Origin of the sequence: Mycobacterium sp. 29Ha (genome assembly GCF_032883055.1) — a bacterium.
GTDB classification, from domain to species: domain Bacteria; phylum Actinomycetota; class Actinomycetes; order Mycobacteriales; family Mycobacteriaceae; genus Mycobacterium; species Mycobacterium gallinarum.
On the sequence record NZ_JAMQTI010000028.1, the window covers coordinates 43946 to 67476 of the forward strand.

Sequence of the window (23531 nt, forward strand, 5' to 3'; positions counted from 1 at the left end):
GATGACCATCACCGCTGACATGCAACCGCACACCACGCCGGCTGAGGACGGCCCTGGGGAGGTTCCGCAACCGCGCTGGGTGCGTCCCGCGCTGTTCACCCTTCTGGCGGCGACCGCAGTGCTCTACCTGTGGGGCCTGGGGTCCTCGGGCTGGGCCAACGATTACTACGCCGCCGCCGCGCAGGCCGGAACCCAGGACTGGAAGGCCTGGCTGTTCGGCTCGCTGGACGCGGGGAATGCGATCACGGTCGACAAGCCGCCCGCGTCACTGTGGCTGATGGCGTTGTCCGGCAGGATCTTCGGGTTCAGCGCCTTCTCCATGCTGCTGCCGCAGGCGTTGATGGGTGTCGGAGCCGTCGCCGTGCTGTACGGGGCCGTCCGACGCTGCAGCGGGCCGGCGGCGGGCCTGATCGCGGGCGCGGTGCTTGCGCTGACGCCAGTCGCGGCCCTGATGTTCCGATTCAACAATCCCGATGCGCTGCTGGTGCTGCTGCTCGTGGTTGCCGGCTACTGCATGGTGCGGGCGATCGAAACAGCGAGTAATCGCTGGATGATGTTGACTGGCTGTGTCATTGGCTTTGCATTCCTGACCAAGTTGCTACAGGCATTCCTGGTGGTGCCAGGCCTGGCGCTGGCGTTTCTCGTCGCGGCCCCCGTTGGCATGTGGAAGCGCATCGGAAAGCTGCTCATCGCCGGCATCGCGATGGTGGTCTCGGCCGGCTGGTACCTCGTGCTCGTCGATCTGTGGCCGGCCGACTCTCGGCCGTACATCGGCGGCTCGTCAGACAACAGCCTGCTGCAGTTGACCTTGGGCTACAACGGACTCGACCGTGTGCTGGGCGGTGGCTCAGACGGGCCGCCCGGTGGAGCACCCAGTGGACCGCCTGCAGGTATGCACAACCTGTTCTTCGGCGGAGAACCCGGCATCGGCCGACTGTTCGGCCATTCGATGGGCACCCAGGCGTCGTGGCTGCTGCCCGCGGCACTGGTCGGCCTGCTCGCCGGGCTCTGGTTCACCCGTCGCACCGCCCGCACCGCGAGTGTGCGTGCCTCGCTGCTGCTGTGGGGTGGATGGCTGATCGTCACCGCCGCGGTGTTCAGCTTCATGGACGGCATCATTCACCCCTACTACACTGTGGCGCTCGCGCCGGCGATCGCAGCGCTGGTCGGCATTGCAGTACGAGAACTATGGCGCGGCAAGGAGTTACTGGCCTCCCGCATCGTGCTCGCGATCATGTCGGCAGGTACGGGCGTGTGGGCGTTCATACTGTTGGACCGAACGCCGGACTGGCTGCCCGAGCTGCGATGGGTGGTGCTGGTCGGCTCGATCATCGTCGCGGCAATCATCGCCGTCGGCGCGCACCGGGTCGGTCGCCTCGCTCCCGTCTTGATCTCCGGCGCACTGCTTTTCGGAGTTCTCGCGCCGGCCGCGTATTCAATCGCCACCGTGGCGAGCTCGCACAGCAGTGGACCGATGGCGATGGCCGGCCCGATGCTCGATGCCAACATGGAGCCGCCGGGTGCCGACGGGCCGGGCTTTGGCGCCGTTGACAACCCACTGCTGGAGAACCTCGTCAAGGGTGTGGACAACCGTTGGGCAGCAGCGACTATCGGCTCGATGACGGCCGGCAGCCTGGAGCTGAAGACCGGCGCATCGATCATGGCGATCGGCGGGTTCTCCGGCGGAGACAATTCGCCGACGCTCGAGCAGTTCCAGAACTACGCCGCCAACCACGAGGTGCGGTACTTCATCGCCAGCGGTCACCAGGGGCCGGGCCGGCGGGAATCCGGTGCTGCGGCCGACATCGCGACCTGGGTGAAGCAGAACTTCACACCGATCGATATCGGCGGCACGACGGTATACGACTTGGACGCGCGGTTCAGCAGCGCGACGCCGTCGCCGTAGTGCCCCTCGAACAGACGGCCGTCGTCAATTCGATCGGGGTGATTCTCTTCGGCTCTCACACCTGCCAGCGGGGATACAGTGCAACGATGTCCGTGACCGACGAATACCTGAAGAACAACGAGGCATACGCGAGTTCCTTCACCGGCCCGCTGCCGCTGCCGCCGAGCAAGCACGTCGCCGTAGTGGCGTGCATGGACGCCAGGCTCGACGTCTACCGGGTCCTCGGGCTCGGCGACGGCGAAGCGCATGTCATCCGCAACGCCGGCGGCGTGATCACCGACGACGAGATCCGATCGCTGGCCATCAGCCAACGCCTGCTCGGCACCAGAGAGATCATCCTGATCCACCACACCGACTGCGGCATGCTGACGTTCACCGACGACGGTTTCAAACAGCAGATCCAGGACGAGACCGGTATCAAGCCGGAGTGGGCGGCGGAGGCGTTCGTCGATGTCGACGAGGATGTGCGGCAGTCGCTGCGCCGCATCGAGGCCAGTCCGTTCGTCACGAAGCACGAGTCCGCGCGCGGTTTCGTCTTCGATGTGGCGACGGGCCGCCTCAACGAGGTGACTCTGTAGCGGCTTTGCACCGAGCGCACCTCACCTCGTTTCGCGAGCGTGCGTGTTTGCACACGACACGCCGAGCTAATCCAGCATTTCGCGCACACTCGCGCGAGTGTCAGCCGACCTTGTAGGAGGCGATCGCCTTCGCGACCGCCTCACCATCTGGGCTGACCACGTCGACGTCGCAATTCACCAACGTCCTGCCACGGCGTAGGACACGCCCGATCGCGATCAAATCGGTCGCGCGGGCCGGCGCGAGAAACTGGATCGACATCGACGTGGTCACGCCGCGCAGCGAGTCGGGCACCTCTGCGCCCGCCATGCAGCGGCCATCACCGCGACGTCGGCCAGGGCGGTGACGGCGCCTCCGTGGACCATATCGCCGAGCGTGACGTTGGATTCGTCCCACGGGAGGCGTAGCCGTACCTCGTCACAATCGAGCACCTCGGCGACGATGCCGAGCTTGGCGACGAACGGCGATGCGGGGATGAACTGCGCCATGACCTCGGCGCCGGTCGGCGCGCCAGCTGTGAGTGACATGCGTCCAGTATCTGCACCGGATCAATTACCTCGGGGGTAGTCGGCCGAGTCGCGCACGCAGCGGCGGGCGCCGACAACACCGATCGTTGACACGGCAGGCCAACCCTGGTTTCATATCGGGTTATGCAGATAAAGCTGGTCATTTCTACCAACTTTACGAGGAAATCATGACCGAGACCGCCGAGCAACTCAATGCGGGCCGATACGAGCTGAGCCATCTGCGCTCGCTCGAGGCCGAAGCCATCCACATCATCCGGGAGGTGGCCGCCGAGTTCGAGAAGCCGGTGCTGCTGTTCTCCGGCGGCAAGGACTCCATCGTCATGTTGCATCTGGCGATCAAGGCGTTCCGGCCCGGCCGGCTGCCGTTCCCCGTCATGCACGTCGACACCGGGCACAACTTTGACGAGGTGCTGCAGGCCCGCGACGAACTCGTCGCCGAGTCCGGAGTGCGACTGGTGGTGGCCAAGGTGCAGGACGACATCGACGCGGGTCGCGTCGTGGAGACCATCCCGTCGCGCAACCCGATGCAGACCTTCACCCTGCTGCGCGCCATCCGCGAGAACAAGTTCGACGCCGCGTTCGGCGGTGCGCGCCGCGACGAGGAGAAGGCGCGCGCGAAGGAGCGGGTGTTCTCCTTCCGTGACGAGTTCGGCCAGTGGGACCCCAAGGCGCAGCGGCCCGAGCTGTGGAACCTTTACAACGGTCGCCATCACAAGGGTGAGCACATCCGCGTGTTCCCGCTGTCCAACTGGACCGAGTTCGACATCTGGTCCTACATCGGCGCCGAGAAGATCAAGCTTCCGTCCATCTATTACGCGCACAAGCGACAGGTCTTCGAACGTGACGGCATGCTGCTGGCCGTCCACAAGTACCTGCAGCCGCGCAAGGATGAGGAGATCGTCGAGAAAACCGTGCGCTTCCGCACGGTCGGCGACGTCACCTGCACCGGCTGCGTGGAATCCCTTGCGGGCACGGTGTCCGAGGTGATCGCCGAGACCGCAGTTTCGCGCCTGACCGAACGCGGCGCAACGCGCGCCGACGACCGCATCTCCGAAGCAGGCATGGAAGACCGTAAACGAGAGGGCTACTTCTGATGGCAACTCTTCTGCGCATCGCGACCGCCGGCTCGGTCGACGACGGCAAGTCGACTCTCATCGGCCGCTTGCTGTTCGATTCCAAGGCCGTCATGGAGGATCAGCTTGCCGCGGTCGAGCGCACCTCCAAAGAACGCGGAAACGACTACACCGACCTGGCTTTGGTGACCGACGGCCTGCGCGCCGAGCGCGAGCAAGGCATCACGATCGACGTGGCGTATCGCTACTTCGCCACGTCCAAACGCAAGTTCATCATCGCCGACACGCCGGGCCACATCCAGTACACGCGGAACATGGTGACCGGAACCTCGACGGCCCAGCTGGCGATCGTGCTCGTCGATGCCCGCCACGGCCTGCTCGAGCAGTCGCGTCGGCACGCCTTCCTGGCCTCACTGCTCGGCATTCGGCACATCGTGCTGGCGGTCAACAAGATGGACCTTGTCGACTGGGATGAGGAGCGTTTCAACAAGATTCGAGACGACTTCCATGAGTTCGCGGCGCGCCTCGACATCCACGATGTGACGACCATTCCGTTGTCGGCGCTCAACGGCGACAATGTCGTCACCAAGTCCGATGTCACGCCGTGGTACGACGGGCCCGCGCTGCTGTCGCACCTCGAAGAGGTTTACATCGCCGGCGATCGCAATCTGGTCGATGTGCGCTTTCCGGTGCAGTATGTGATTCGGCCGCAGACCCACGAGCACGCCGACCACCGCAGCTATGCGGGCACGGTGGCCAGTGGCGTCATGCGTCCGGGCGACGAGGTCGTCGTGCTGCCCACCGGCAAGACGAGCCGTATCACCGAGATCGAAGGTCCAGGGGGACCGGTCCAGGAGGCGTTCCCCCCGATGGCTGTGTCGATCAGCCTGGCCGACGACATCGACATCTCGCGCGGCGACCTGATCGCGCGGCCGAACAACCAGCCAAGAGTGACAAAGGAATTCGACGCCACGGTGTGTTGGATGGCCGACGAGGCTTCGCTGGAACCCGGCCGCGACTACATCGTGAAGCACACGACCCGCACCACGCGGGCCAAGGTGGCGGCCTTGGACTACCGCCTCGACGTCAACACACTGCATCGGGACAAGTCGGCCACAGCGCTCAAACTCAATGAGCTGGGCCGCATTTCGCTGCGCACCCAGGTGCCACTGCTGCTCGACGAGTACAGCCGCAATGCTGCCACCGGTTCGTTCATCCTGATCGACCCGAATACCAACGGCACCGTCGCGGCCGGCATGATCCTGCCGCAGGTCACGGCGCGCGCGTCGAGCCCGAACACCGTGCGCCACGAATCGCTGTGCAAGGCAGAAGACCGGCTGTCCAAGGGCAGGACCGTGTGGTTCACCGGGCTGTCCGGCTCCGGGAAGTCCTCGGTCGCGATGCTCGTCGAGCAGAAGCTGCTCGAAAAGGGCTGCCCCGCTTATGTTCTCGATGGCGACAATCTGCGCCACGGGCTCAACGCCGACCTCGGATTCTCGATGGCGGACCGTGCGGAGAATCAGCGTCGGCTGGCCCATATCGCGGCCATCCTCGCCGACTCCGGGCAGGTCGTGCTCGTGCCCGCCATCAGTCCCCTCGAAGAGCACCGTGCGTTGGCGCGCCAGGTGACCACCGACGCCGGCCTGGACTTCTTCGAGGTGTTCTGCGACACCCCGCTGGAGGACTGCGAAAGGCGTGACCCCAAGGGGCTGTACGCCAAGGCGCGTTCAGGCGAGATCACCCACTTCACCGGGATCGACAGCCCGTATCAACGGCCCAAGAATCCCGACCTGCGGCTCACCCCGGAACTCACGCCGGACGAGCTGGCCGACAGGGTGATCGAACTGCTGGAGAGCAAGCAGTGATGAGCGCCTGCGCGAAGTGGGGACCCCAGCCCGAAGGGCGAGGGGACAGAAGACTGTGAGTGATCACGACGTCGCTGCGCGACTGGCGACGGAGGCGGGCAAACTGCTGCTCGAGGTTCGCGACGAGCTGGCGGACGCCAATCAGGACGAGCGGAAGGCGGCGGGGGACAAGCGGTCCCACGATTTTTTGATCGCAGCGTTGGCCGCCGAGCGGCCGAACGACGCGGTGTTGTCGGAAGAGGGTGCCGACGACCCGGTGCGCCTGTCCGCGGACCGCGTGTGGATTGTCGATCCGCTCGACGGCACCCGCGAGTTCTCGGAGCTGGGGCGCGACGACTGGGCCGTGCACGTCGCGCTGTGGCAGGCGGGTGAACTGGTCGCAGGAGCGGTTGCCCTTCCGGCGCAGGGCATCACGCTCGCCACCCCGGATGTCAGCGCGCCACCGGCGGCTCCAGGGCAACCGCGAGTGGTGGTCTCGCGCACGCGGCCGCCCGCGGTGGCGCTGGCCGTGCGTGACGCGCTGGGCGGCGTCCTGGTCGAAATGGGCTCGGCGGGCGCCAAGGTGGCCTCGGTGGTGCAAGGTCTGTCCGACGTGTACGTTCATGCCGGCGGACAGTACGAATGGGATTCCGCGGCCCCGGTCGCGGTGGCCCGTGCAGCGGGCCTGCACACCTCACGCATCGACGGCTCACCCCTCACCTACAACAGGCGCGACCCACGATTACCCGACGTGGTGGTGTGCCGACCGGAGCTCGCAGCGGCGGTGCTCGCGGTCACACGTGATTGACTGGGCTCATGCGGATGTCGGCCAAAGCTGAATACGCCGTCCGCGCGATGATTCAGCTCGCCACCGCCGACGACGGTGAGGTCGTCAAGACCGACGACCTGGCCAAGGCGCAGGGCATCCCTGCCCAGTTCCTCGTCGACATCCTTTCCGACCTGCGTACCGATCGCCTCGTGCGCAGCCATCGCGGCCGCGACGGCGGGTACACGCTGGCTCGTCGTGCCGCCGACATCAGCATCGCCGACGTGCTGAGGTGCATCGACGGTCCGCTGGCCAGCGTGCGCGACATCGGGCTCGGTGACCTCCCGTACTCCGGACCTACAGCAGCGCTCACCGACGTATGGCGGGCGCTGCGGGCCAGCATGCGCTCGGTGCTCGAACAGACCAGCCTCGCCGAGGTCGCCGCGGGCACCCTGCCCAAACACGTCGGCAGGCTGGCCGACGACTACCGCGCGCAGGAAGAAAGCCGCGGCCACTCCCTGGGCTAGCTCCGGCGTCGCTTCCTGCCCCGCACGGCGATCCCGTCGAGCAGCATGCGCAGACCCTGTGCGAAATCCTCTTCCACCGATACCTCCCGGGCGACGTGGGAGAGCGCTTCCACGTGGGGATGCGCCTCGCCCGCCGTCGATCCGATCCGTGCGGCGGCGTCGCCCGCATCTCGCCCGCGGGTCAACGGCCCGGCGAGTTCGGCCTGGGCCGCGCCGACCACCAGCGCGAAGACTGCGTGGAAAGCCGCGAGGCGATCGGGATCGGAAAGGCCCCCGCGGCCGAGGGCAGCAATGAGCGCGTCGACCACGGCGAACCCGGTTGCCGAGGAGGTGCGCCGGGTCAGGACCAATGGGATGGCGGCCGGATGCGCACGGATACCCAGCCACATGGCCTCGGCCACCGCGTAGACGTCGTCGATCCAATTCGCGGTCGGCTCGGGTATTCGCACCTCGGCCACGACTGCGGCGACGACGAGTTCCTCGAGGCCCTCCTTGTCTGGCACGTAGTTGTAGACCGTCATCGGACCGGTGCCCAGCGCGGCGGCAAGTGCACGCATGCTCAACGCGCCGACGCCGGCATCGTCGACGATGCCGAGTGCCGCGGCGGCGATCTCGTCGGTGGTGAACCGTGCACGCAACCTTCTGACCTCCTTGCTGAGAGCAAGACGCTCATCATCCATTGACAAGTACGTCGTACGTGAAGCAGTCTAACCATAAGTACGACGTACTTATAAGGAGATGATGATGACGGAGACGATCCCGACCGAACGCGTGGACTTCGAGTCTCGCGGCACGCGCTGTGCGGCCTGGCTGACGGTGCCCGACGCGGCGGGACCGCACCCGGCAGTCGTGCTGGTCCACGGCCTGGGCGCGACCCACGACATGATGCTGGCTCAATACGAACAGCACTTCGCCGCGGCGGGTATCGCCACCCTGGCGTTCGACTATCGGAATACCGGTGCATCCGACGGTCAACCGCGCCAACACATCTCGACGCGAAACCAGTGCCGGGACGTCGTCGCGGCCATCGACCACCTTGGCGATCGAGCCGACATCGACGCCGCACGAATCGGGCTGTGGGGCACCAGCCTTGGCGGCATGAACGTGATCAGGGTCGCCGCTGCCCGCGACGACGTCGCCGTCGCGGTGGTGCAATGCCCCATCGTGCACGGGCCGGGCGCAGCCCGCCGACTCGGACTGCTCGCAGCGCTGCGCCTCGCACCGGCGATCACCGAAGACCTGGTGCGTCTCGCCACGGCGCGCGGTCGCCGCTACGTGCCGATCGTGGGACCGCCGGGAGGCTTCGCGATGGTCACCGTCGCCGGTGCCGAGAGCGGCTGGAACTCCACCGTGCCGCCCGGCGGATGGTTCGACAACCGGATCGCCGCCGCCGGTGCGCTCGCCATGGTGACGACGTCAGCGCTGCGGGATGCACGCGACATCGCGGCACCGTTGCTGGTGTGCGTGTGCGACCGCGAGAACCTCATGGACCCTCGCTACGCCGAACTCGTCGCGCACCGGGCTCCTCGCGGCGTGGCCCGGCACTACGACTCCGACCACTTCGCCATCTACCATCCGCCGCTCGTCAGCCGGGTTCTCGCCGACCAGACGGCCTTCCTGAAGGAGCATCTCGATGTCCGTGCGTGACATGTTGCGCAGCAACGATGAACGATTCCTCGCGCTGGCGGCCGGTCTCGGACCCGACGAGTGGGCGCGGCCAAGCCTGTGCGACGCATGGACGAACCACGATGTGCTCGCGCACCTCGTCATCGGCTACCGCTCGGGCGCCGGTGCGACGACACGCGAAATAATCTGCCATGGTGGCTCATTCGACCGGGCGAACACCGCGATGGCGTGCGCGCTCGCGGCCGCTCGAAGTCCCGAAGAACTGCTCGACGAGTTCGGGGAACTGGTGTATCGGCCCCGTGGATTGGGCCGCGTCTTCCCGCCCCAACTGCTGCTGGGCGACCACATCACCCACGAACTCGACATCCTGTTCGCGCTCGATCGCGCACCGCAGATTTCGGGCGAGGCCGTGGTGGCGGTGCTCAATACGCAAGTAGCGCTTCCCAATCCGTTCGTCCCCGCGTACCGCAACAGCAGGGGACTGCGGCTGCGCGCCACCGACATCGACTGGGCACACGGCGATCGGGGTCCGCTCGTCGAGGGGCGCGGCGTCGAGCTCGTGTCCGTTCTGGGGAGCCGGCCGCGCATGTTGTCAGCACTGCGCGGTGATGGTGTGAAGCTGCTGTCCTCGCGAATCAGCCCGTCCCGGATCCGTAGGGGCGGGTGATGATCTCGAGATAGTGCCCGCCGGGATCCTGGAAGTACACGCCGCGACCGCCGTCGTTGTGATTGATCTCGCCGGGCCGGCTGCCCCTGGGGTCTGCCCAGTGCTGCAGATCTCGTTCGCGGATGCGTCCGTAGATGGCATCGAACTCGCCCTCGGACACCAGGAACGCGTAGTGCTGCGGACGGATCTCCTCGTCACCGCCCACCTGGGCGTAATCGAGGCTGGCGCCGTGGTTGAGCTCGACGACGAGAAACGGGCCGAACTCCTTGGCAGGCGGTAGACCGAAGAGTTCGGTGAAAAACCGGGCTGACTCTTGGCGGTCCTTCGCGGCGACGATGGTGTGGTTGAACGTGATTGCCATGTCAATCGAGTCAACCACCGCTCACGCCGGGGCGGCAACAATGCACGATGGAGCAATGTCGCACGCCCACGTCCCAGGTCCACGGGTGACGCTGAGTCATGATGAGACCGTGATAGGTGCCATCGGGTGGCGGCGCCCGCAACCACACATCGTCGACTTCGGTTACTACCTGGGTCGGCCATGGTGGGGGCGGGGGCTCATGTCGGAAGCGGTGCAGCTCGTGCTCGACAGTGCCGGACGCGATCCAGTCGTGTACCGAATCGCGGCGCATTGCCACGTCGACAACACCGCATCGGCGAGGGTGCTGGAACGCAACGGGCTCTCCCTCGAAGGCCGGCTGCGGCGTTACACCGTCCTACCCAATATCAGCGAGGAACCGCAGGACTGCCTGTTGTTCGCCAAGGCGGTGAAGTAGATGAGTGCATTCGATCTGCGTGACCTCACGGTCCCGATCATCATCGCGCCGATGGCCGGTGGGCCGTCGACGCCCGAACTGGCCGCCGCGGGATCCGAGGCCGGCGGCCTCGGGTTCGTACCCGCGGGGTACCTGACGGCCGAAGTATTCGCCGAGCGCATCACCAAGGCACGTCAGCTGACGACGGGGCCCGTCGGCGCCAATCTGTTTGCGCCACAGCCGAGTGCGGGCACGCCCGCCGCCATCGAGGCTTACGCCAAGGCGCTGGCGACCGAGGAGCAGCGCTACGGCGCGGCCCTCGGGTCGCCGCGGTTCGACGACGACGCGTGGGCCGCGAAAATCGAGGTGTTGCTGGACCTGCGCCCCGACGTGGCGTCCTTCACGTTCGGCGTGCCGAGTGCGGACGAATGCAGACGACTACGCGACGCCGGTATCACGACCGTCGGCACGGTGACGACGGTGTCGGAGGCGCAGGTGGCCATGGCGGCGGGCGTCGATGTGTTGGCGGCGCAGGGCCCGTCAGCGGGCGGACATCGCGGGACGTTTGACCCGTCGGCACAGCCGGCATCCGAATCGCTGGACCAACTTCTGGCGGCGATCAAGAGTGGCGCCGACATCCCGGTGATCGCGGCGGGCGGGCTGTCCACCGCCGACGACATCCGCCACGTCATAGACGCCGGCGCGGTTGCGGCACAACTGGGCACAGCGTTCCTGCTGGCCGACGAAGCCGGCAGTAGTCCTGTGCACCGCGCCGCGCTGAAGGATCCGCAGTTCACCGAAACCGTTGTCACCCGGTCGTTTTCCGGACGCTATGCACGTGGGCTGCGGAACCGGTTCATCGACGAGCACGAAGCCGAGGCGCCGTTCGGCTACCCGGAGGTGCACTATCTCACCGGTCCCGTGCGGGCGGCGGCCGTGCGTGCAGGCGATCCGCACGGTGTGAACGTCTGGGCCGGGACCGGTTTTCGCGAGCTGAAGGCGGGTTCGGTGGCCGAGATCTTCGCCATGCTGACGTAGACGTCAATATAGCCGTGATGTCGGCGGCGGCAAGCTACTCTCTCGAACCATGCAGCTTTCCCGGCGTGCGTTCACGCTGGGTTGCGGCGCGCTTGCAGCCTCTCAATTGCTTCCAGGGTGTAGCAGCAGTAGCGACGCGCCGGAAGCGTCGAAAGAGCGCATCGTGGTGATCGGCGCAGGCATGGCCGGTCTGGCCGCCGCACGGCGTCTTGCCGACGCGGGCATGGACGTCACTGTGCTGGAAGCGCGTGACCGTCTTGGCGGCCGCACGTGGACTGACACGACGACGCTCGGGGTGCCGATCGATCTCGGTGCGGCATGGATCCACGGTCCCGAAGGCAACCCGATCACCGAACTCGCCGACCAGGTCGATGCGCGGCGCGTCGAGACCGACTTCGACAAACCCGTCGTATTCCAGGACGGCCGCGAACTCGCCGCGGAGGTCGTGCAAGTCACCCTGCAGCGCTGGCAGGAGACCACCAACGAACTTGGGGTGCTGAGCGCAGACGCGGGCGAGGACGAGTCGGTCGCGACCGGACTCGCCGAGGTCGCCGACATGAACGATCCGCTCGTCCAATGGAGTGTGGCAAGCGAGATCGTCGGCGAGTACGCGGCCGATCCAGATGAACTGTCGCTCAAGTGGTTGGGCAACGAAGGCGAGTTCGGCGGACCGGATCTGATCCTGCCCGGCGGATACACCCAACTGGTGCAGCATCTTGCGCGCGGGCTGACGATCCGGCTGAGCACCGAGGTTAACCGTGTCAGCTACGGGGGCCCGGGCGTGCGGATCGAGACGTCTCAGGGCGCCGTCGAGGCGGACCGAGCGATCGTCACCATTCCACTGGGTGTGCTCAAGGCGGGCACGATCGCGTTCGACCCGCCGCTGGCCGATGAGAAGCGGGCGGCGATCGAACGTCTGGGCTTCGGTCTGCTCGACAAGGTGGTGCTCAAGTTCGATGAGCCGTTCTGGCCGGACGCCGACGTGATCGGGCTCGTCGGCAGCGAGCAGCCCGTGCCGTTCCTGATCAACGGTGAGACATTCGCCGATGTGCCGGTGTTGATCGGCCTGCGTGGCGGTTCGGATGCGCGTGAGCGAGAAGTCCTTTCCGATCAGGATGCGGTGGCCCAAGTGGTGACGGCGCTGAATGCGCCGGCGCCGACCGGGTCGCTTGTCACCCGTTGGGCCGCAGATCCGTACGCGCGCGGTTCGTACAGCTTCGTCGCCGTCGGCTCGAGTCCCGACGATATGGAGGCTCTCGCCGCACCGGCGAACGACCGGCTCGCGTTCGCCGGTGAGGCCACCAACGCAGAGTTCTTCGGCACCGTCCACGGCGCGTACCTGAGCGGTGTACGCGAAGCCGAGCGAATTCTCGGTTAGCTACCGCAGTTCGTCGACGATCGCGTCGCCGTTCTCAGACCGGACGGTGATGACCGCCGACGCACTCTGCCGGTCAGTCGCCCGGGGGACCCGTATCGCCGTGTGTCCGTTCTCCGTATCTGCGTTCACCACGTAGCGGCCGGCCGCAGGCACGGCGACGGTGACGTCACCGTTGTCGCTGGAAGCCTCGACGGTGCGAGGCGCGACGTCACTGAGGTCCACCTCGATGTCGCCATTTGAGGTTTCGGCCGTGAACGATTCGGACACCGAAATCGGATTGCGGGTCATCACACCGCCGTTCTGGGTGTAGATCTCGATACGACGCGCTGATCCGCCGAGCACCGCCTCACCGTTGTCGGTTCGCGCGATCAGCTGGTCGACATCGGCGTTGAGAAGCACGACGCCGTTGTCCTGCTGGGTATTGACCGTCAGTCGGCGCGCAAGGTCCGGTGGCAGCACGAGCGTCAGCTCACCGGCCCGGCCCCAGTCCAGAAACGACGACCCTTCGCCACTGAGCGTGATGAGGGTGACACCGGCATCGGTGTTCACCATCAACGGGTTCTCGCCCGCCCGAGTTGAATTCACCAGCCGTAGGTCGGCCCGGGGTTCGCGGACTTCACGATCGGCGGTGATGCGGACCGCGACCGGGACGGAGCCCGTGTCGACGGTCAGCGACCGCATCGTCGGCGGCAGCGGTGCGGAGTCGGTGATGACCCGGAAGCTGCTGACGCCGATCGCGAGTCCGCCCAGCGATGCGACGGTGCCGACCACCAGCATCGTCGCCGCGACGATGAGTGCCACACGGATTGCGGTGCGTCCCCGCGGTGACAGCGGGGGCGGTGGCTGTGTTGCCGGACCGGCCGGGGGCGGGGGAGCAAGAGTGGTCACTAGGGATCCTTCCGGTCAGGATTCGAGATAGCGCAGCACCGCCAGCACACGGCGGTTCTCGCTTTCGTCGGGAGCAAGAGCGAACTTGGTGAAGATCGATGCGATGTGCTTTTCGGCGGAACCCACCGAGATGTGAAGGGCCGCAGCGATCGCCGAGTTGGTCTTGCCCTCGGCCATCAACTGCAGGACGTCGTGCTCGCGTTCGGTGAGCTGGTCGAGGACGGTGCGGCGGTGTGTGCGCACGAGGATCTGCGACACCACCTCGGGGTCGAGCACCGTTCCACCGCCGCCGATCACCTCGACGGCGTCGAGAAAGGCGGGAACGTCGGCCACCCTGTCCTTGAGCAGGTATCCGAATCCCCTTGTGTCCGAGGAGATCAGGTCCGCCGCGTAGCGCTCCTCCACATAGTGGGAGAGCACCAGCACGGGCGACTCTGGGTTTTGGCTGCGCAGCAACGCGGCAGCCCTGATGCCCTCGTCGGTGAAGGTCGGTGGCATCCGCACGTCGACGATGGCCAGGTCGGGGCGCTTCTCATTGACCAGTCGGAGCAGGTCGGTGGCGTCGGGCACCCCTGCGACGACCTCGTGGCCCCCGTCGGTGAGGATGCGTTCGATGCCGGCCCGCAGCAGTGCGGAGTCCTCGGCGATCACTACGCGCATGGCAGGACCGCGGTGACGGTGGTCGGGCCGGTGGTGGGGCTGGAGACGCTAAAGGTGCCGCGGGCCGCGCGCACGCGTTCGTCCAGACCGCGTAAGCCGGTGGCGTTCTCGTCGTCGGTGATCGACGCGCCGCCGCGACCGTTGTCGAACACGGACACGAACAGCTGGTTCGACGACGTGTCGAGCCGCACCGTGACCTCCGCCTGCGTGGCGTTGGCGTGTTTGGCGATGTTCGTGACAGCCTCGGCGACCACGAAATATGCGCACGCCTCGACCTCCTCGGGTAGTCGGCGCGGAAGGTCGATATCGAGAACCGTCGGCACGGCCGATCGCTGCACCACCGAAGACAACGCGGCGTCGAGGCCGCGGTCGGACAGAATGGTCGGCGCGATGCCGCGCACCACGTTGCGCAGTTCGACGAGCGCGTTCTTGGCGTCGTCGTGCGCCTCGGCGATCAATGTCTTGGCCGCGGGCAGATCGGTGTCCAGCTTGGTCTGGGCCAGGCCGATCGTCATCGCCAGCGAGACCAGCCGCGGCTGCACGCTGTCATGCAGATCGCGCTCGATGCGGTGGCGTTCCGTCTGCGCCGAGGACACCGCGCCCAGTCTTGCGTCGGCCAGCGCGCTGACCTGATGCTGCAGTGCGGTCGTCGGTGATGGCGTCAGCAGCCACCGGTCGATGGCCGCGTCGAGGATCGGCGCGAAGATCAGAATCGAAACCGCGGCGGCGATCGCCACCGCGGCGAGCAGCCATGCCAACAGCGGTGGGATGAACGTCAGACCCGCATCCGCATCGCTTTGCCGGACAGCAATCGCCGCGGCGGGCCCCAGGACCGCGAAAGCGACTAGACCACAGGCGATCCCGGTGGCCACGAGGTCGTAGGTCATCCGGAGAAAGTGATGGGCGGTGGCCTTCCAGAGCCTGGCGCTGCTGATGTCCAGCCAGAGCTGATGGGCCCAGCGCTGGAACCCGGTATACGGCGACGTCGTGCGAAATGGAACCGCGATGCCCAGCCCGAAGACCGCCTCGCTTCGCATGCGTTCGATCCATTCGACTCCGCGCATCAGATAGACGAAGACGACGCCCGCCAGCAGGAAGCCGATGACACTGGGGATCGACGAGGCGCCGACGATCAGAATGGTGAGAGGAACCCAGAACCACACCAGCGCGATCGCGGCGCCGGTGACCATCGACGCCGTCGGAACCACGCCGATGCTGCGGGCGGGGGCAGGCCGCACCTGATTCTCGGTATCGACGGGGGCGACGGCGGCCTCTGGACTCGTGTCGGTGACTGCGACCATGCCTATCAACCTATGGATCCGGCGCGGTCCACGAAACGGCGTTTTCCTCCCGACCCGGTAAGGAAAACCCCCAGAATCTAGGATTTCGGCTTGCGCTACTTCGGGGCGCTGAGCTCGAGCGCGATGTTGTCGGGGTCGCGAAACTCGAGAATGTAAGCCGGGCCGATGTCCTTTATCGGCTCATGTGCGACGCCCAGAAAATCGAGATGATCGACCGCGGAGTCCAATTCGTCTTTGCTGCCGACCCGGAACGCGAGATGGTCCAGACCGACGCGGTCCTCGTCGAAGCGGTCAGCGGCGACCGGGCGCAGCCCGATCAGTGTGCCGCCCAGGTCGTAGATCACGCCGCCGAACAGAAAGCTCAGCATCTCGCGCGTCGCGGCGTCGGCCTGTTCAGGCACCTCGAGGAGGATCGGCCAGCCGAACACGCTGTCGTAGAACTGCCGGGACTGGTCGATGTCGGTCACGGTGAGCCGGACGTGGGCAATAGACGTGGTGTTGATCGCCATAAAACCCCATCGTGCCAGAATCGCGATCGTGCACATTGGGATGACGATGCCGGTGATGGAGTCGGACCTGGACGCGTCGACGCTCCGAGAATGGGCGCAGGTGATCGATGCCGGTCCGTTCTCGTCGCTGTGCTGGGGCGAGCGCATCGCATTCAGCAACCCCGACTCGCCGACCCTGCTTGGTGCGTTGTCGGCCTGGACCGAGCGGGTGCGGTTGGTGACCACCGTCATCGTTCCCCAGCTTCACGATCCGGTCATGCTGGCCAAGGCGCTGGCCACCGGCGACATGCTCAGCGGCGGACGACTGACGGTCGGGCTCGGCGTGGGCGGCAGGAACGAGGATTACCTCGCCGTCGGCGCGGATGTCGCGACCCAGACGATGCGCGGAATGGCCGACAGCGTCGTGGTGATGCGACGCGTATGGGCCGGCGAGAAGGTCACCGAGTCCGTCGAACCGGTCGGGCCGCAGCCGCTGCAGGCCGGTGGGCCGCAACTGCTGGTCGGCACCATGGGTCCCAAGACCGTCCGCAGTGCCGCCGCGTGGGCTGACGGGCTGGCGGGTACGACGTTGGATTTGGACGTCGACAAGGAGAACAAGCTGTTCGACGTCGCACGCGAGGCGTGGGCGCAGGCGGGCAAGCAACCTCCCCACCTGGCCACGTCGTTCTGGTTTGCGATCGGCAATGGCGATGGCACCCGGGCACAGGTCCACGAGCATCTGCGCCGCTACATGAACTGGATTCCGGTCGAGTACGTCGACGCGATGGCGCCGACCACAGGTTGGGCGGGTACCGGCAGCGAGTTGCTGGAGGTACTGCGCGGATTCGCCGCGATCGGAACTGACGAGATCCATTTGATCCCGACGAGTTCGGACATCGACCAGGTTCGGCAGGTCGCAGAAGTGGTCGAGGAGCTTCAGAGGTCGTCGTAGACCTTCTTGTAGTACGCCGACAGCGAACGCCGCCCGACGAACCGCATCAGGGTCACCGCCGCGAGACCCCTGGCACTCTTCGACGTCTGCTGCCACACGCCGTGTACGGCGCTGCCGCCCTCGTGGTGCGCCGCCGTGAGCGACATGAAGCCGCCCGTCTCGAGGTCGTCGCTTTCGGCGACCGTCAGAACCACCGAGTTCGGTTCCGACCAGTCGTAGTGCCATTTCGCCCAGAGTTTCGGGAAGTTCTGGCCCTCGCGAATGTCGGCATCGGTGTCTCCGATTCGATACACCTCGAATGCGCGGACCGACGAGGCCGGCCATCGGTGGGGGCGGTTCGGGGAGAAGTCGATCATGAGCTCGACGACTTGCGCCGGCGTCGCCGTGGTCACGAAATCGAACTCGAACCTTGTGCGCACGTGGCGAACGTATCAGGCAGGCTTGAACCATGACGACGCCGTTACCGCCTATCGTGTCCCGTTCCGAATGGGAGCAGGCGCGCGCCGAATTGCTGCTTCGGGAAAAAGAACTGACGCGGCTCAAGGACTCCGTCAGCGCGGCCCGGCGCCGCCTACCGATGGTCGAGATCACCGAGCCGTACACGTTCGATTCCGAACAGGGCGCGGTGACGCTGCTTGATCTGTTCGACGGTTGCCGGCAGCTGATCCTGCAGCACTTCATGTTCGGTAGCGATTGGGAGCAAGGATGCGACGGTTGCTCCATGATGGCCGAACACATCGGCCCGCTGTCGCATCTGCACGCGAAAGACACGTCGTTCGTGTTGGTTTCGCGTGCTGCACTGCCCAAGCTGCTGGAATTCCGTGACCGGATGGGCTGGCGGCTTCCGTGGGTGTCGTCGGGAGGCACGACGTTCAACGAGGACTTCGGCGTGACCGTCGACGGAGGGGAGCGCCAATCGGTGAGCGTGTTCCTGCGCGACGGCGGTCGCGTCTTCCACACGTGGCAGACCTTCAACCGCGGGGAGGAACCGTTCATGGTGGTGTTCGACCTGCTCGACCTCACGCCGTACGGACGGCAGGAGACGTGGGAGCAGTCACCGGACGGCTGGCCGCAGCGACCGCCGTACGAGTGGATGCGATTGGCCGACTCCTACTGATGCTGTGTGGCTAATCTCAGAGCGTGACGACACAGTGGGCGCCGAGCCGACTCGGCGATTTGAGCGGCAAGCGCATCATCGTGACCGGCGCGACGAACGGTGTGGGCCTGGGAACGGCGCGGGCGTTGGTCCGCACCGGTGCGCACGTGATTCTCGCGGTGCGCAACCTGGAACTGGGCGCCCAGCGCGCGGCCGAGATGGGCGGCGACACCTCCGTCGTCAAGCTGGACCTGGCCGACCAGTCTTCGGTGCGTGCGTTTCCCGACCTGCTCGAGGGTGACGTCGACATCCTCATCAACAACGCGGGGCTGGTCGCACAGACGCGAAGCGACACCGTCGACGGCTTCGAGATGATGCTCGGCACGAACTTCCTCGGCCCGTTCGCGTTGACCAACCTGCTGTTCGAACGGGTGCGATCGAAGATCATCAATGTCGGCTCGGACGCCCACAAAGGAGGCGTCATCGCCTTCGATGATCCGCATCTGCGCACGCGGAAGTGGTCCTCCCTTCCGGCCTACGCGCGCTCGAAATTGGCCGTCATGTTGTGGGGGCTGGAGCTGGATCGCCGTTTGCGTGAAGCGAATTCGCCGGTCACGTCGTTCCTGACACATCCGGGCTGGGTGGCTTCGAACCTGTCCAACGTCTCCGACACCCGCGTGATGTCTGCGTTTCACTCGGTGGTGACGAGAGTCGCGAACGTCATCGGCAACGACATCGACGCCGGTGCCGCGACGTCGCTGTACTGCATCAGCGAGCCCATTCCGCCGGGCAGTTTCGTGGGCATCGACGGACGGTTCGGATTCAAGGGCGGACCGACGCTCGCCGGCCGCACGGCGAACGCCTGCGACTACGAAGACGCCCAGAAGCTTTGGGAGTTCGCCGAGAGCGAGACGGGAACGACATTCCCCATCAGGGGCACGTGAGGCTGATGTCGAAGGGCTCGGTGACCTGCTTTGGCGGGGTGGTGTCGCTCTCACCAGATGCGGTGCCGATGACCGTGTAGGTGTTGCCGGTCTTGGTGGCGGTGGCGGCGCTTTCGGGCGAACTCAGGTAGACGTCGTCGACGTCGGCGAGCTCCACGCGGTGTACCAACGACGCGTCCGGCTCGAGCTCGACGACGATCTTGAGTATTGAGTTGCCCGCGGTGATGGTGGACCTGCCATTCCAGTACTTACACACCACCGGGCCTCGGACATCCACCGGCTTGCCGCCTATGGTCGCGGCGACGGGAAGGGGCGCGGGGGGAGCGATCTCCGGCAGTTTCGCCTTCAGGATCTCCAGTTGACGCCGAGCGACCGAATCGATGAGTTCCGTTGGTAATCCTTCGAGCTTGCCGTAGGGGCCGTCGAACTCGAGCGTGACGACGGCGTTCTGTTCGGAGAACGTGAGCACCGTGATACCCGTGATTTGATCCAGCGACGTCCCCGCGATCACCGATCCGTTGGTTCCGATCGGCGACGGCTCCCACCTGCCCGAGACGTTTGATATTCCATTCCTGGTCAATTCGAGCACCCTCGCGGCTTCGGCAGGGTCGGCCAGGACTCTGATGGTGGAACCGATCATCGAAGAGTCCTCGGCGAAGAAGCGCCCGCTGACGCCGGCGTCGCCGTTCGGGTTGAGGATCGGCGGCTCAGCGGTGAAGGGTTCCGATGAGTCGATGTCTTCGGTCGTGATGAGCAGGGTGCTGTAATCAGCGGGCGTCGCGGCGTCAGTGGTCGCAGACTCACTGGCCGTACCGCTCGCAGGCTCCGACGGAACCGGCGATGCCTGACCGTCGCTCTTGCTGCAGCCTGCGAGCACACATAGGAATGCCACACCTGCTGCGGTCAGCCTGATCGGGGCGGCAGCCTTCACCACGTCGTCCCTCCTGTGCGAGCCCATAACCTGCGCGGACGGGTGCGGGATCACGATAAGTCAGCCGGGAAGCCGGCAACACGGGATTGCTCAGGCGCTGATCGAATCGGTCGCCTCGGGCGCGCTGTCCTCCCCGCCGCAGCCCCGCATCATCGAGCCGAGGTTGGTTTGGTCGTATTCGGCGGGCAGTGTGGAGTCGAGGAACCGCTCGACGACGGAGACGAAGCGGTCGGGGTGGTCGCGAAAAGGCATGTGCCCGGAGCCTTCGAAGATCTCCAAGCGTGAACCGGGCATTGCCTCGTGAGCTATCCGCGCGTGGCTCGCCGGGATCACCATGTCGTCTTCGCCCCAGATGATCTGCTTGGGGATCGATGGCATGAGGTACGCGCGATCGAGCATGGTGATGAACTGTCCGCGGCCGTCCACCACACCTCGCACCGTCCGCGCGAACGCCGACAAAGCCTTCGGATCGGCCAGCCGGGCGAGCAGATCGATACCGCTGCCCAGATCGCGTCCGTGCTTGGTCGAACCGAGCAGCGACTTGGCGGCGCGGCCGGCGAATTTCAGGGCGGGGACCGCGCCCGGGAGGCGCAACGCGGCCAGCGACTCGGCCCCCATCGGCACTGCTGCCAGTCGCAGAGCCGGGGTGACGTCCTTCGTCACACCGCCACAGCTGACCAGCACGATGCGTTCCACCATATGGGGGTATTGGTAGGCAAACTGTGCGGCGATGCCGCCACCAAGGGAGTGACCCACCAGGGTGACGCGGTCGATACCGAGTACGGCGAGTAGGTCGCGCATGCCGTTGGCGAAGGACGCCAGTGAGTAGTCGGCGCGCGGCTTGTCGGACTCACCGTGGCCCAGGAGGTCCGGCGCGATGACCGTAAATCGTTGCGCAAGTTTGGAATGCACGCTGTCCCAGGTCGTCGAGTTGTCGCCGACTCCGTGGATCAACAGCACCGCGGGGCCCGATCCGGCGATGCGAAAGGCACGGCGATAGCCGTGAACGGTGCGGAACTGAAGCGACGGCGCGACCTTGCGGGCCGGCCGCAAGTCAGGACGTGAAGCAGGCACTGGGTCTCTCCCTTCGTCAGGCGTTTGGAGGAGCCTGAAAGGGAGCACTTGGGAATTCCTTGGAGACCGGCGGTGGCTGCGCCGACGTGGGCGGCGTCCTCGGCGGTGACTCAGCGGTGTTCCAGTGAACTAGTCGCCGGAAGTCAGCATTCGAAATGGTGTTTGGTTGCGGCGAAGTGGCGCAACGCGTCGTGGACGGCGAATGACCGATGCCATCGCCGTCGTCCCCTCCAACCGCAGTCGCAGCACGCATATCCGCCGATCCACGCGTCGACGATGTACGACTGCGGCGCACCGACATCGTCCTGGAGCGGAGGCGTCAGGCGCGGTGGACGGCTTTTGTCGGGGCCGTTGGTTGATGCAAGCGCCGACACGACCGTGTAGGCGATGGATATCAACACGCAGACGACGCTAGCAAAAATGTCGGATGCGGGACAGCTACCGTAATTTGGCCCTCTACCGGGAGATTAAACCCAAAAATGGGACAGCGAGTGCAAAGACAGCACAAGATCGAGCTTCCCTCCCGCCGGGCCAGGGTCAATATCATCAATCGTCGATGAAGTGGCAGGTAGGCCGAGCGCGGAGTCTGCCGGGGGCCACAGACGGCGCCGGCTGGGTGCTCAACAGCATCGCGATGACCGTGCCGGACGCGACAACCCACCGGGCACCTACATGGAGGTTTCGAGCACGCCGGCTGAACAAGTGGGGCGGGTGAACGCTCGCCGGGGGCTACGCTGACGTATATGGCTGAGTCGATGGCCGCGAAGCGGGCCGCAAACGCTGTCGCGAACTTCGTTGCGGCTCAGCGATATACGCGTGACGAAGTATTCGCCGATCCATGTCCGGTGCCCAGCGAATCGGGTGCCCACGGCTGGTGGTTTCGCGATATCCCCGGTGACATCGATATTTCGGGGTGCGAACAACGCGACGGCTGGGCGCTGCTCTATGTCGGAATCAGCCCCGGCCCACCCCGGGCCGGAAGCAAGCAGCAGAACCAGCAGGATCTTCGCAAACGCATCCGGTATCACTTCGGAGCCGGCAATGCGAGCGCAGACGGTTCCACCCTGCGCAAATCGCTCGGGGTTCTGCTCGGCGACCGACTCGGCTTCGCGCTGCGCCGGATCGGTTCGGGGAAGCGACAGACCTTCGCGGGCGGCGAAGCGGTCCTGACCCAGTGGATGGCCGAGAACGCCGCGGTGTCGTGGGTACTGCACCCGGAGCCGTGGTACCTGGAACCAAAGCTGATCAACGCGCTGGATCTCCCGCTGAACTTTCAGGACAACGAGCGCAACAGGTTTGCGCCGGAACTCAAGCGTCTGCGTCGGGATGCGGCCGTTAAGGCAGCCAAGATGCGCGTGCTCGCGGAGTGGTCGTAGGCCCAGAGTCACGGCGTTGATGGTGAAACGTGTTGTGCTCCAGGGTCTTTATCCCGGTGTCGCATTGACCCGCCCCTCCGGTGAACCTGCATCCGCCATCGGCCGTCGACCACGACGTTCAACCACTGGCATGTCTACACCATCGAATGGGCCCCCGGCCGGGTCAGGCTTCTGCTCGATGACGCCGTGGTGCTCGACACAACGCGGTACGTCCCGACGAAGCCGATGCGCTGGCACCTACAGACCGAGACGGAAGGGACCGGGACCAACCGCGGCAATCTGTTGGTCGATTGGGTGTCCATCTGGTCATATGCGGGGAGCTGACGGCCGCACGAGCTCTTAGGGCAGACGGCGATCAGATGGGTGAAAAGCCAAGTCCCAAAATATGCTTGGCGATCGAGGCCCGAGGGTACCCGGGCACGCCTGGTCATGCCGGCTGGACGGTTCGGGGTTCCGCCGTCGCCGAAGCGGTATTTGGACTGTAAACCCGTTGGGGCTCAACACCATCAGGCCGACACCGCTCGTCGCAAGATGACGATTCGCGACTATCATCGGATACCTGATCAGTACCGAGCTGATTCCCTGCAACTATTGGTCATTTTTAGCTCGACACGATGGCCCACGGTGCTGCGTTGCTCATGAGCTGGGACGCTATCGGCGGGCGCCGAGTCCTTTAGGAAGCTCCAAGCCCAAGCCGGGAGGGTCGACTCAGCACGTACTTCTCAATCTCTCGGCTCAGGAAGGTGGAACATGGTTCGGAAGTTGGAGCAGCGCCCGACCCGGGTGCGGGGCGCATTGGACAGGTTTGGCCCGCCACTCGAAAGCATCGGCAGTGTTCTCAGTGGCGCAAAAGATGAGGCTGCAGCTCAACCGCAAGAATCGCTGGAGTTGAAGCGCCGTCCATAGGACCGCCGTTTCGAGTGGGAGGGTCAGGGTATCCGGATGTGAGCGGCGTCACACCGCCGCCTCGAAGGAAGAAGCAAAACATGACCAACCCGGAAACAGAGTCCCAGCAAGTGGATGGCGGGCCAGGCACACACAACACCGGATCAGACGAACCCATCAAGAACGCGGACCGCCCGGCCGGCACCGTTGACCCTGATGCCAACCCGCCCATCAGCGACCCGGACGATAAGAC

Annotated in this window: 24 protein-coding genes and 2 pseudogenes; 16 read left to right on the forward strand and 10 right to left on the reverse strand. The window is 65.7% G+C overall.

Features of this window, described 5'->3' with window-relative positions; genetic code table 11:
* Position 1: 1 nt before the first annotated feature.
* Together M1248_RS27735 and M1248_RS27740 are read left to right on the forward strand one after the other, a co-directional pair.
* Positions 2 to 1906 (forward strand): ArnT family glycosyltransferase, encoded by a 1905-nt coding sequence (locus tag M1248_RS27735; protein WP_410506743.1) that lies wholly within the window; start codon positions 2 to 4, stop codon positions 1904 to 1906.
* Positions 1907 to 1992: 86 nt separating this feature from the next.
* A complete protein-coding gene (locus M1248_RS27740; RefSeq protein ID WP_163730089.1) occupies positions 1993 to 2484 on the forward strand; it encodes a beta-class carbonic anhydrase in 492 nt (163 codons plus the stop codon).
* 100 nt (positions 2485 to 2584) lie between these two features.
* Here M1248_RS27740 and M1248_RS27745 read toward each other — a convergent pair.
* A pseudogene (locus M1248_RS27745) lies at positions 2585 to 3009 on the reverse strand (PaaI family thioesterase).
* Positions 3010 to 3176: 167 nt separating this feature from the next.
* On the opposite strand from M1248_RS27745, the gene cysD reads away from it, so the two are divergent.
* From cysD to M1248_RS27765, 4 genes are read left to right on the forward strand one after another with little or no spacing between them, the layout of a single operon-like run.
* Positions 3177 to 4103, forward strand: a complete 927-nt coding sequence (cysD, locus tag M1248_RS27750) for a sulfate adenylyltransferase subunit CysD (protein WP_163730087.1) — start codon at positions 3177 to 3179, stop codon at positions 4101 to 4103.
* Positions 4103 to 5947 (forward strand): sulfate adenylyltransferase subunit CysN, encoded by a 1845-nt coding sequence (gene cysN, locus M1248_RS27755; RefSeq protein WP_163730086.1) that lies wholly within the window; start codon positions 4103 to 4105, stop codon positions 5945 to 5947. Before cysD ends, cysN begins: the two co-directional genes overlap by 1 nt.
* Before the next feature lie 55 nt (positions 5948 to 6002).
* Positions 6003 to 6734 carry a 3'(2'),5'-bisphosphate nucleotidase CysQ gene (locus tag M1248_RS27760; protein WP_317150364.1) on the forward strand — a complete coding sequence of 244 codons (732 nt, stop codon included), beginning with the start codon at positions 6003 to 6005 and terminating at the stop codon, positions 6732 to 6734.
* Positions 6735 to 6742: 8 nt separating this feature from the next.
* Positions 6743 to 7219 carry an Rrf2 family transcriptional regulator gene (locus M1248_RS27765; protein WP_083123809.1) on the forward strand — a complete coding sequence of 159 codons (477 nt, stop codon included), beginning with the start codon at positions 6743 to 6745 and terminating at the stop codon, positions 7217 to 7219.
* Here M1248_RS27765 and M1248_RS27770 read toward each other — a convergent pair.
* On the reverse strand, positions 7216 to 7857 hold the full coding sequence (locus tag M1248_RS27770) for a TetR/AcrR family transcriptional regulator (protein WP_163730084.1): 642 nt from the start codon (positions 7855 to 7857) through the stop codon (positions 7216 to 7218). The genes M1248_RS27765 and M1248_RS27770 overlap by 4 nt on opposite strands.
* Positions 7858 to 7954: 97 nt before the next feature.
* Here M1248_RS27770 and M1248_RS27775 point away from each other — a divergent pair.
* Positions 7955 to 8866, forward strand: a pseudogene (locus tag M1248_RS27775) (alpha/beta hydrolase); the annotation flags it as partial.
* Positions 8853 to 9512, forward strand: coding sequence for a maleylpyruvate isomerase family mycothiol-dependent enzyme (locus M1248_RS27780; RefSeq protein WP_163730082.1), 660 nt, complete (start codon positions 8853 to 8855; stop codon positions 9510 to 9512). The pseudogene M1248_RS27775 and the gene M1248_RS27780, both read left to right, overlap by 14 nt.
* Here M1248_RS27780 and M1248_RS27785 read toward each other — a convergent pair.
* The gene (locus M1248_RS27785; RefSeq protein ID WP_163730081.1) at positions 9481 to 9873 is read right to left on the reverse strand and encodes a VOC family protein; all 393 of its coding nucleotides are present in this window, start codon (positions 9871 to 9873) and stop codon (positions 9481 to 9483) included. The two genes, M1248_RS27780 and M1248_RS27785, sit on opposite strands and share 32 nt — an antisense overlap.
* 55 nt (positions 9874 to 9928) lie before the next feature.
* Between M1248_RS27785 and M1248_RS27790 the strand changes: the two genes are divergently transcribed.
* Genes M1248_RS27790 through M1248_RS27800 form a run of 3 tightly spaced genes read left to right on the forward strand, consistent with a single transcriptional unit; the run spans position 9929 to position 12683 of the window.
* The gene (locus M1248_RS27790; RefSeq protein ID WP_317150365.1) at positions 9929 to 10288 is read left to right on the forward strand and encodes a GNAT family protein; all 360 of its coding nucleotides are present in this window, start codon (positions 9929 to 9931) and stop codon (positions 10286 to 10288) included.
* Entirely contained in the window at positions 10289 to 11305 is a 1017-nt protein-coding gene (locus M1248_RS27795; protein ID WP_163730079.1) for a nitronate monooxygenase, read from the forward strand. It abuts the gene before it with no gap.
* Positions 11306 to 11354: 49 nt separating this feature from the next.
* Entirely contained in the window at positions 11355 to 12683 is a 1329-nt protein-coding gene (locus tag M1248_RS27800; RefSeq protein ID WP_163730078.1) for a flavin monoamine oxidase family protein, read from the forward strand.
* Here the strand turns inward: M1248_RS27800 and M1248_RS27805 are convergent, their stop codons facing one another.
* From M1248_RS27805 to M1248_RS27820, 4 genes are all read right to left on the reverse strand, one after another.
* The gene (locus M1248_RS27805) at positions 12684 to 13571 is read right to left on the reverse strand and encodes a DUF4097 family beta strand repeat-containing protein (RefSeq protein WP_163730077.1); all 888 of its coding nucleotides are present in this window, start codon (positions 13569 to 13571) and stop codon (positions 12684 to 12686) included.
* A 15-nt stretch (positions 13572 to 13586) separates the two neighbouring features.
* Positions 13587 to 14231, reverse strand: a complete 645-nt coding sequence (locus M1248_RS27810) for a response regulator transcription factor (RefSeq protein ID WP_163730076.1) — start codon at positions 14229 to 14231, stop codon at positions 13587 to 13589.
* Entirely contained in the window at positions 14222 to 15532 is a 1311-nt protein-coding gene (locus tag M1248_RS27815) for a sensor histidine kinase (RefSeq protein ID WP_317150366.1), read from the reverse strand. Before M1248_RS27815 ends, M1248_RS27810 begins: the two co-directional genes overlap by 10 nt.
* A gap of 95 nt (positions 15533 to 15627) precedes the next feature.
* A complete protein-coding gene (locus M1248_RS27820) occupies positions 15628 to 16041 on the reverse strand; it encodes a VOC family protein (protein WP_163730074.1) in 414 nt (137 codons plus the stop codon).
* Positions 16042 to 16087: 46 nt separating this feature from the next.
* Here M1248_RS27820 and M1248_RS27825 point away from each other — a divergent pair, with 46 nt between their 5' ends.
* A complete protein-coding gene (locus M1248_RS27825) occupies positions 16088 to 16972 on the forward strand; it encodes an LLM class flavin-dependent oxidoreductase (protein WP_317150382.1) in 885 nt (294 codons plus the stop codon).
* Here M1248_RS27825 and M1248_RS27830 read toward each other — a convergent pair.
* On the reverse strand, positions 16957 to 17391 hold the full coding sequence (locus tag M1248_RS27830) for a hypothetical protein (protein WP_317150367.1): 435 nt from the start codon (positions 17389 to 17391) through the stop codon (positions 16957 to 16959). The genes M1248_RS27825 and M1248_RS27830 overlap by 16 nt on opposite strands.
* 29 nt (positions 17392 to 17420) lie before the next feature.
* Between M1248_RS27830 and M1248_RS27835 the strand changes: the two genes are divergently transcribed.
* Together M1248_RS27835 and M1248_RS27840 are read left to right on the forward strand one after the other, a co-directional pair.
* Complete coding sequence (locus M1248_RS27835; RefSeq protein ID WP_163730072.1) at positions 17421 to 18089, forward strand: DUF899 domain-containing protein; 669 nt, start codon at positions 17421 to 17423, stop codon at positions 18087 to 18089.
* A gap of 23 nt (positions 18090 to 18112) precedes the next feature.
* Positions 18113 to 19012, forward strand: coding sequence for an SDR family NAD(P)-dependent oxidoreductase (locus M1248_RS27840; protein WP_163730071.1), 900 nt, complete (start codon positions 18113 to 18115; stop codon positions 19010 to 19012).
* Here M1248_RS27840 and M1248_RS27845 read toward each other — a convergent pair.
* Complete coding sequence (locus M1248_RS27845) at positions 18999 to 19946, reverse strand: lipoprotein LpqH (protein WP_317150368.1); 948 nt, start codon at positions 19944 to 19946, stop codon at positions 18999 to 19001. The two genes, M1248_RS27840 and M1248_RS27845, sit on opposite strands and share 14 nt — an antisense overlap.
* 87 nt (positions 19947 to 20033) lie before the next feature.
* On the reverse strand, positions 20034 to 21017 hold the full coding sequence (locus M1248_RS27850; RefSeq protein WP_317150369.1) for an alpha/beta hydrolase: 984 nt from the start codon (positions 21015 to 21017) through the stop codon (positions 20034 to 20036).
* A 743-nt stretch (positions 21018 to 21760) separates the two neighbouring features.
* Between M1248_RS27850 and M1248_RS27855 the strand changes: the two genes are divergently transcribed.
* Together M1248_RS27855 and M1248_RS27860 are read left to right on the forward strand one after the other, a co-directional pair.
* Positions 21761 to 22393 carry a GIY-YIG nuclease family protein gene (locus tag M1248_RS27855; RefSeq protein ID WP_163730068.1) on the forward strand — a complete coding sequence of 211 codons (633 nt, stop codon included), beginning with the start codon at positions 21761 to 21763 and terminating at the stop codon, positions 22391 to 22393.
* Between the two features lie 90 nt (positions 22394 to 22483).
* Positions 22484 to 22717, forward strand: coding sequence for a family 16 glycosylhydrolase (locus M1248_RS27860; RefSeq protein ID WP_317150383.1), 234 nt, complete (start codon positions 22484 to 22486; stop codon positions 22715 to 22717).
* Positions 22718 to 23531: the final 814 nt, after the last annotated feature.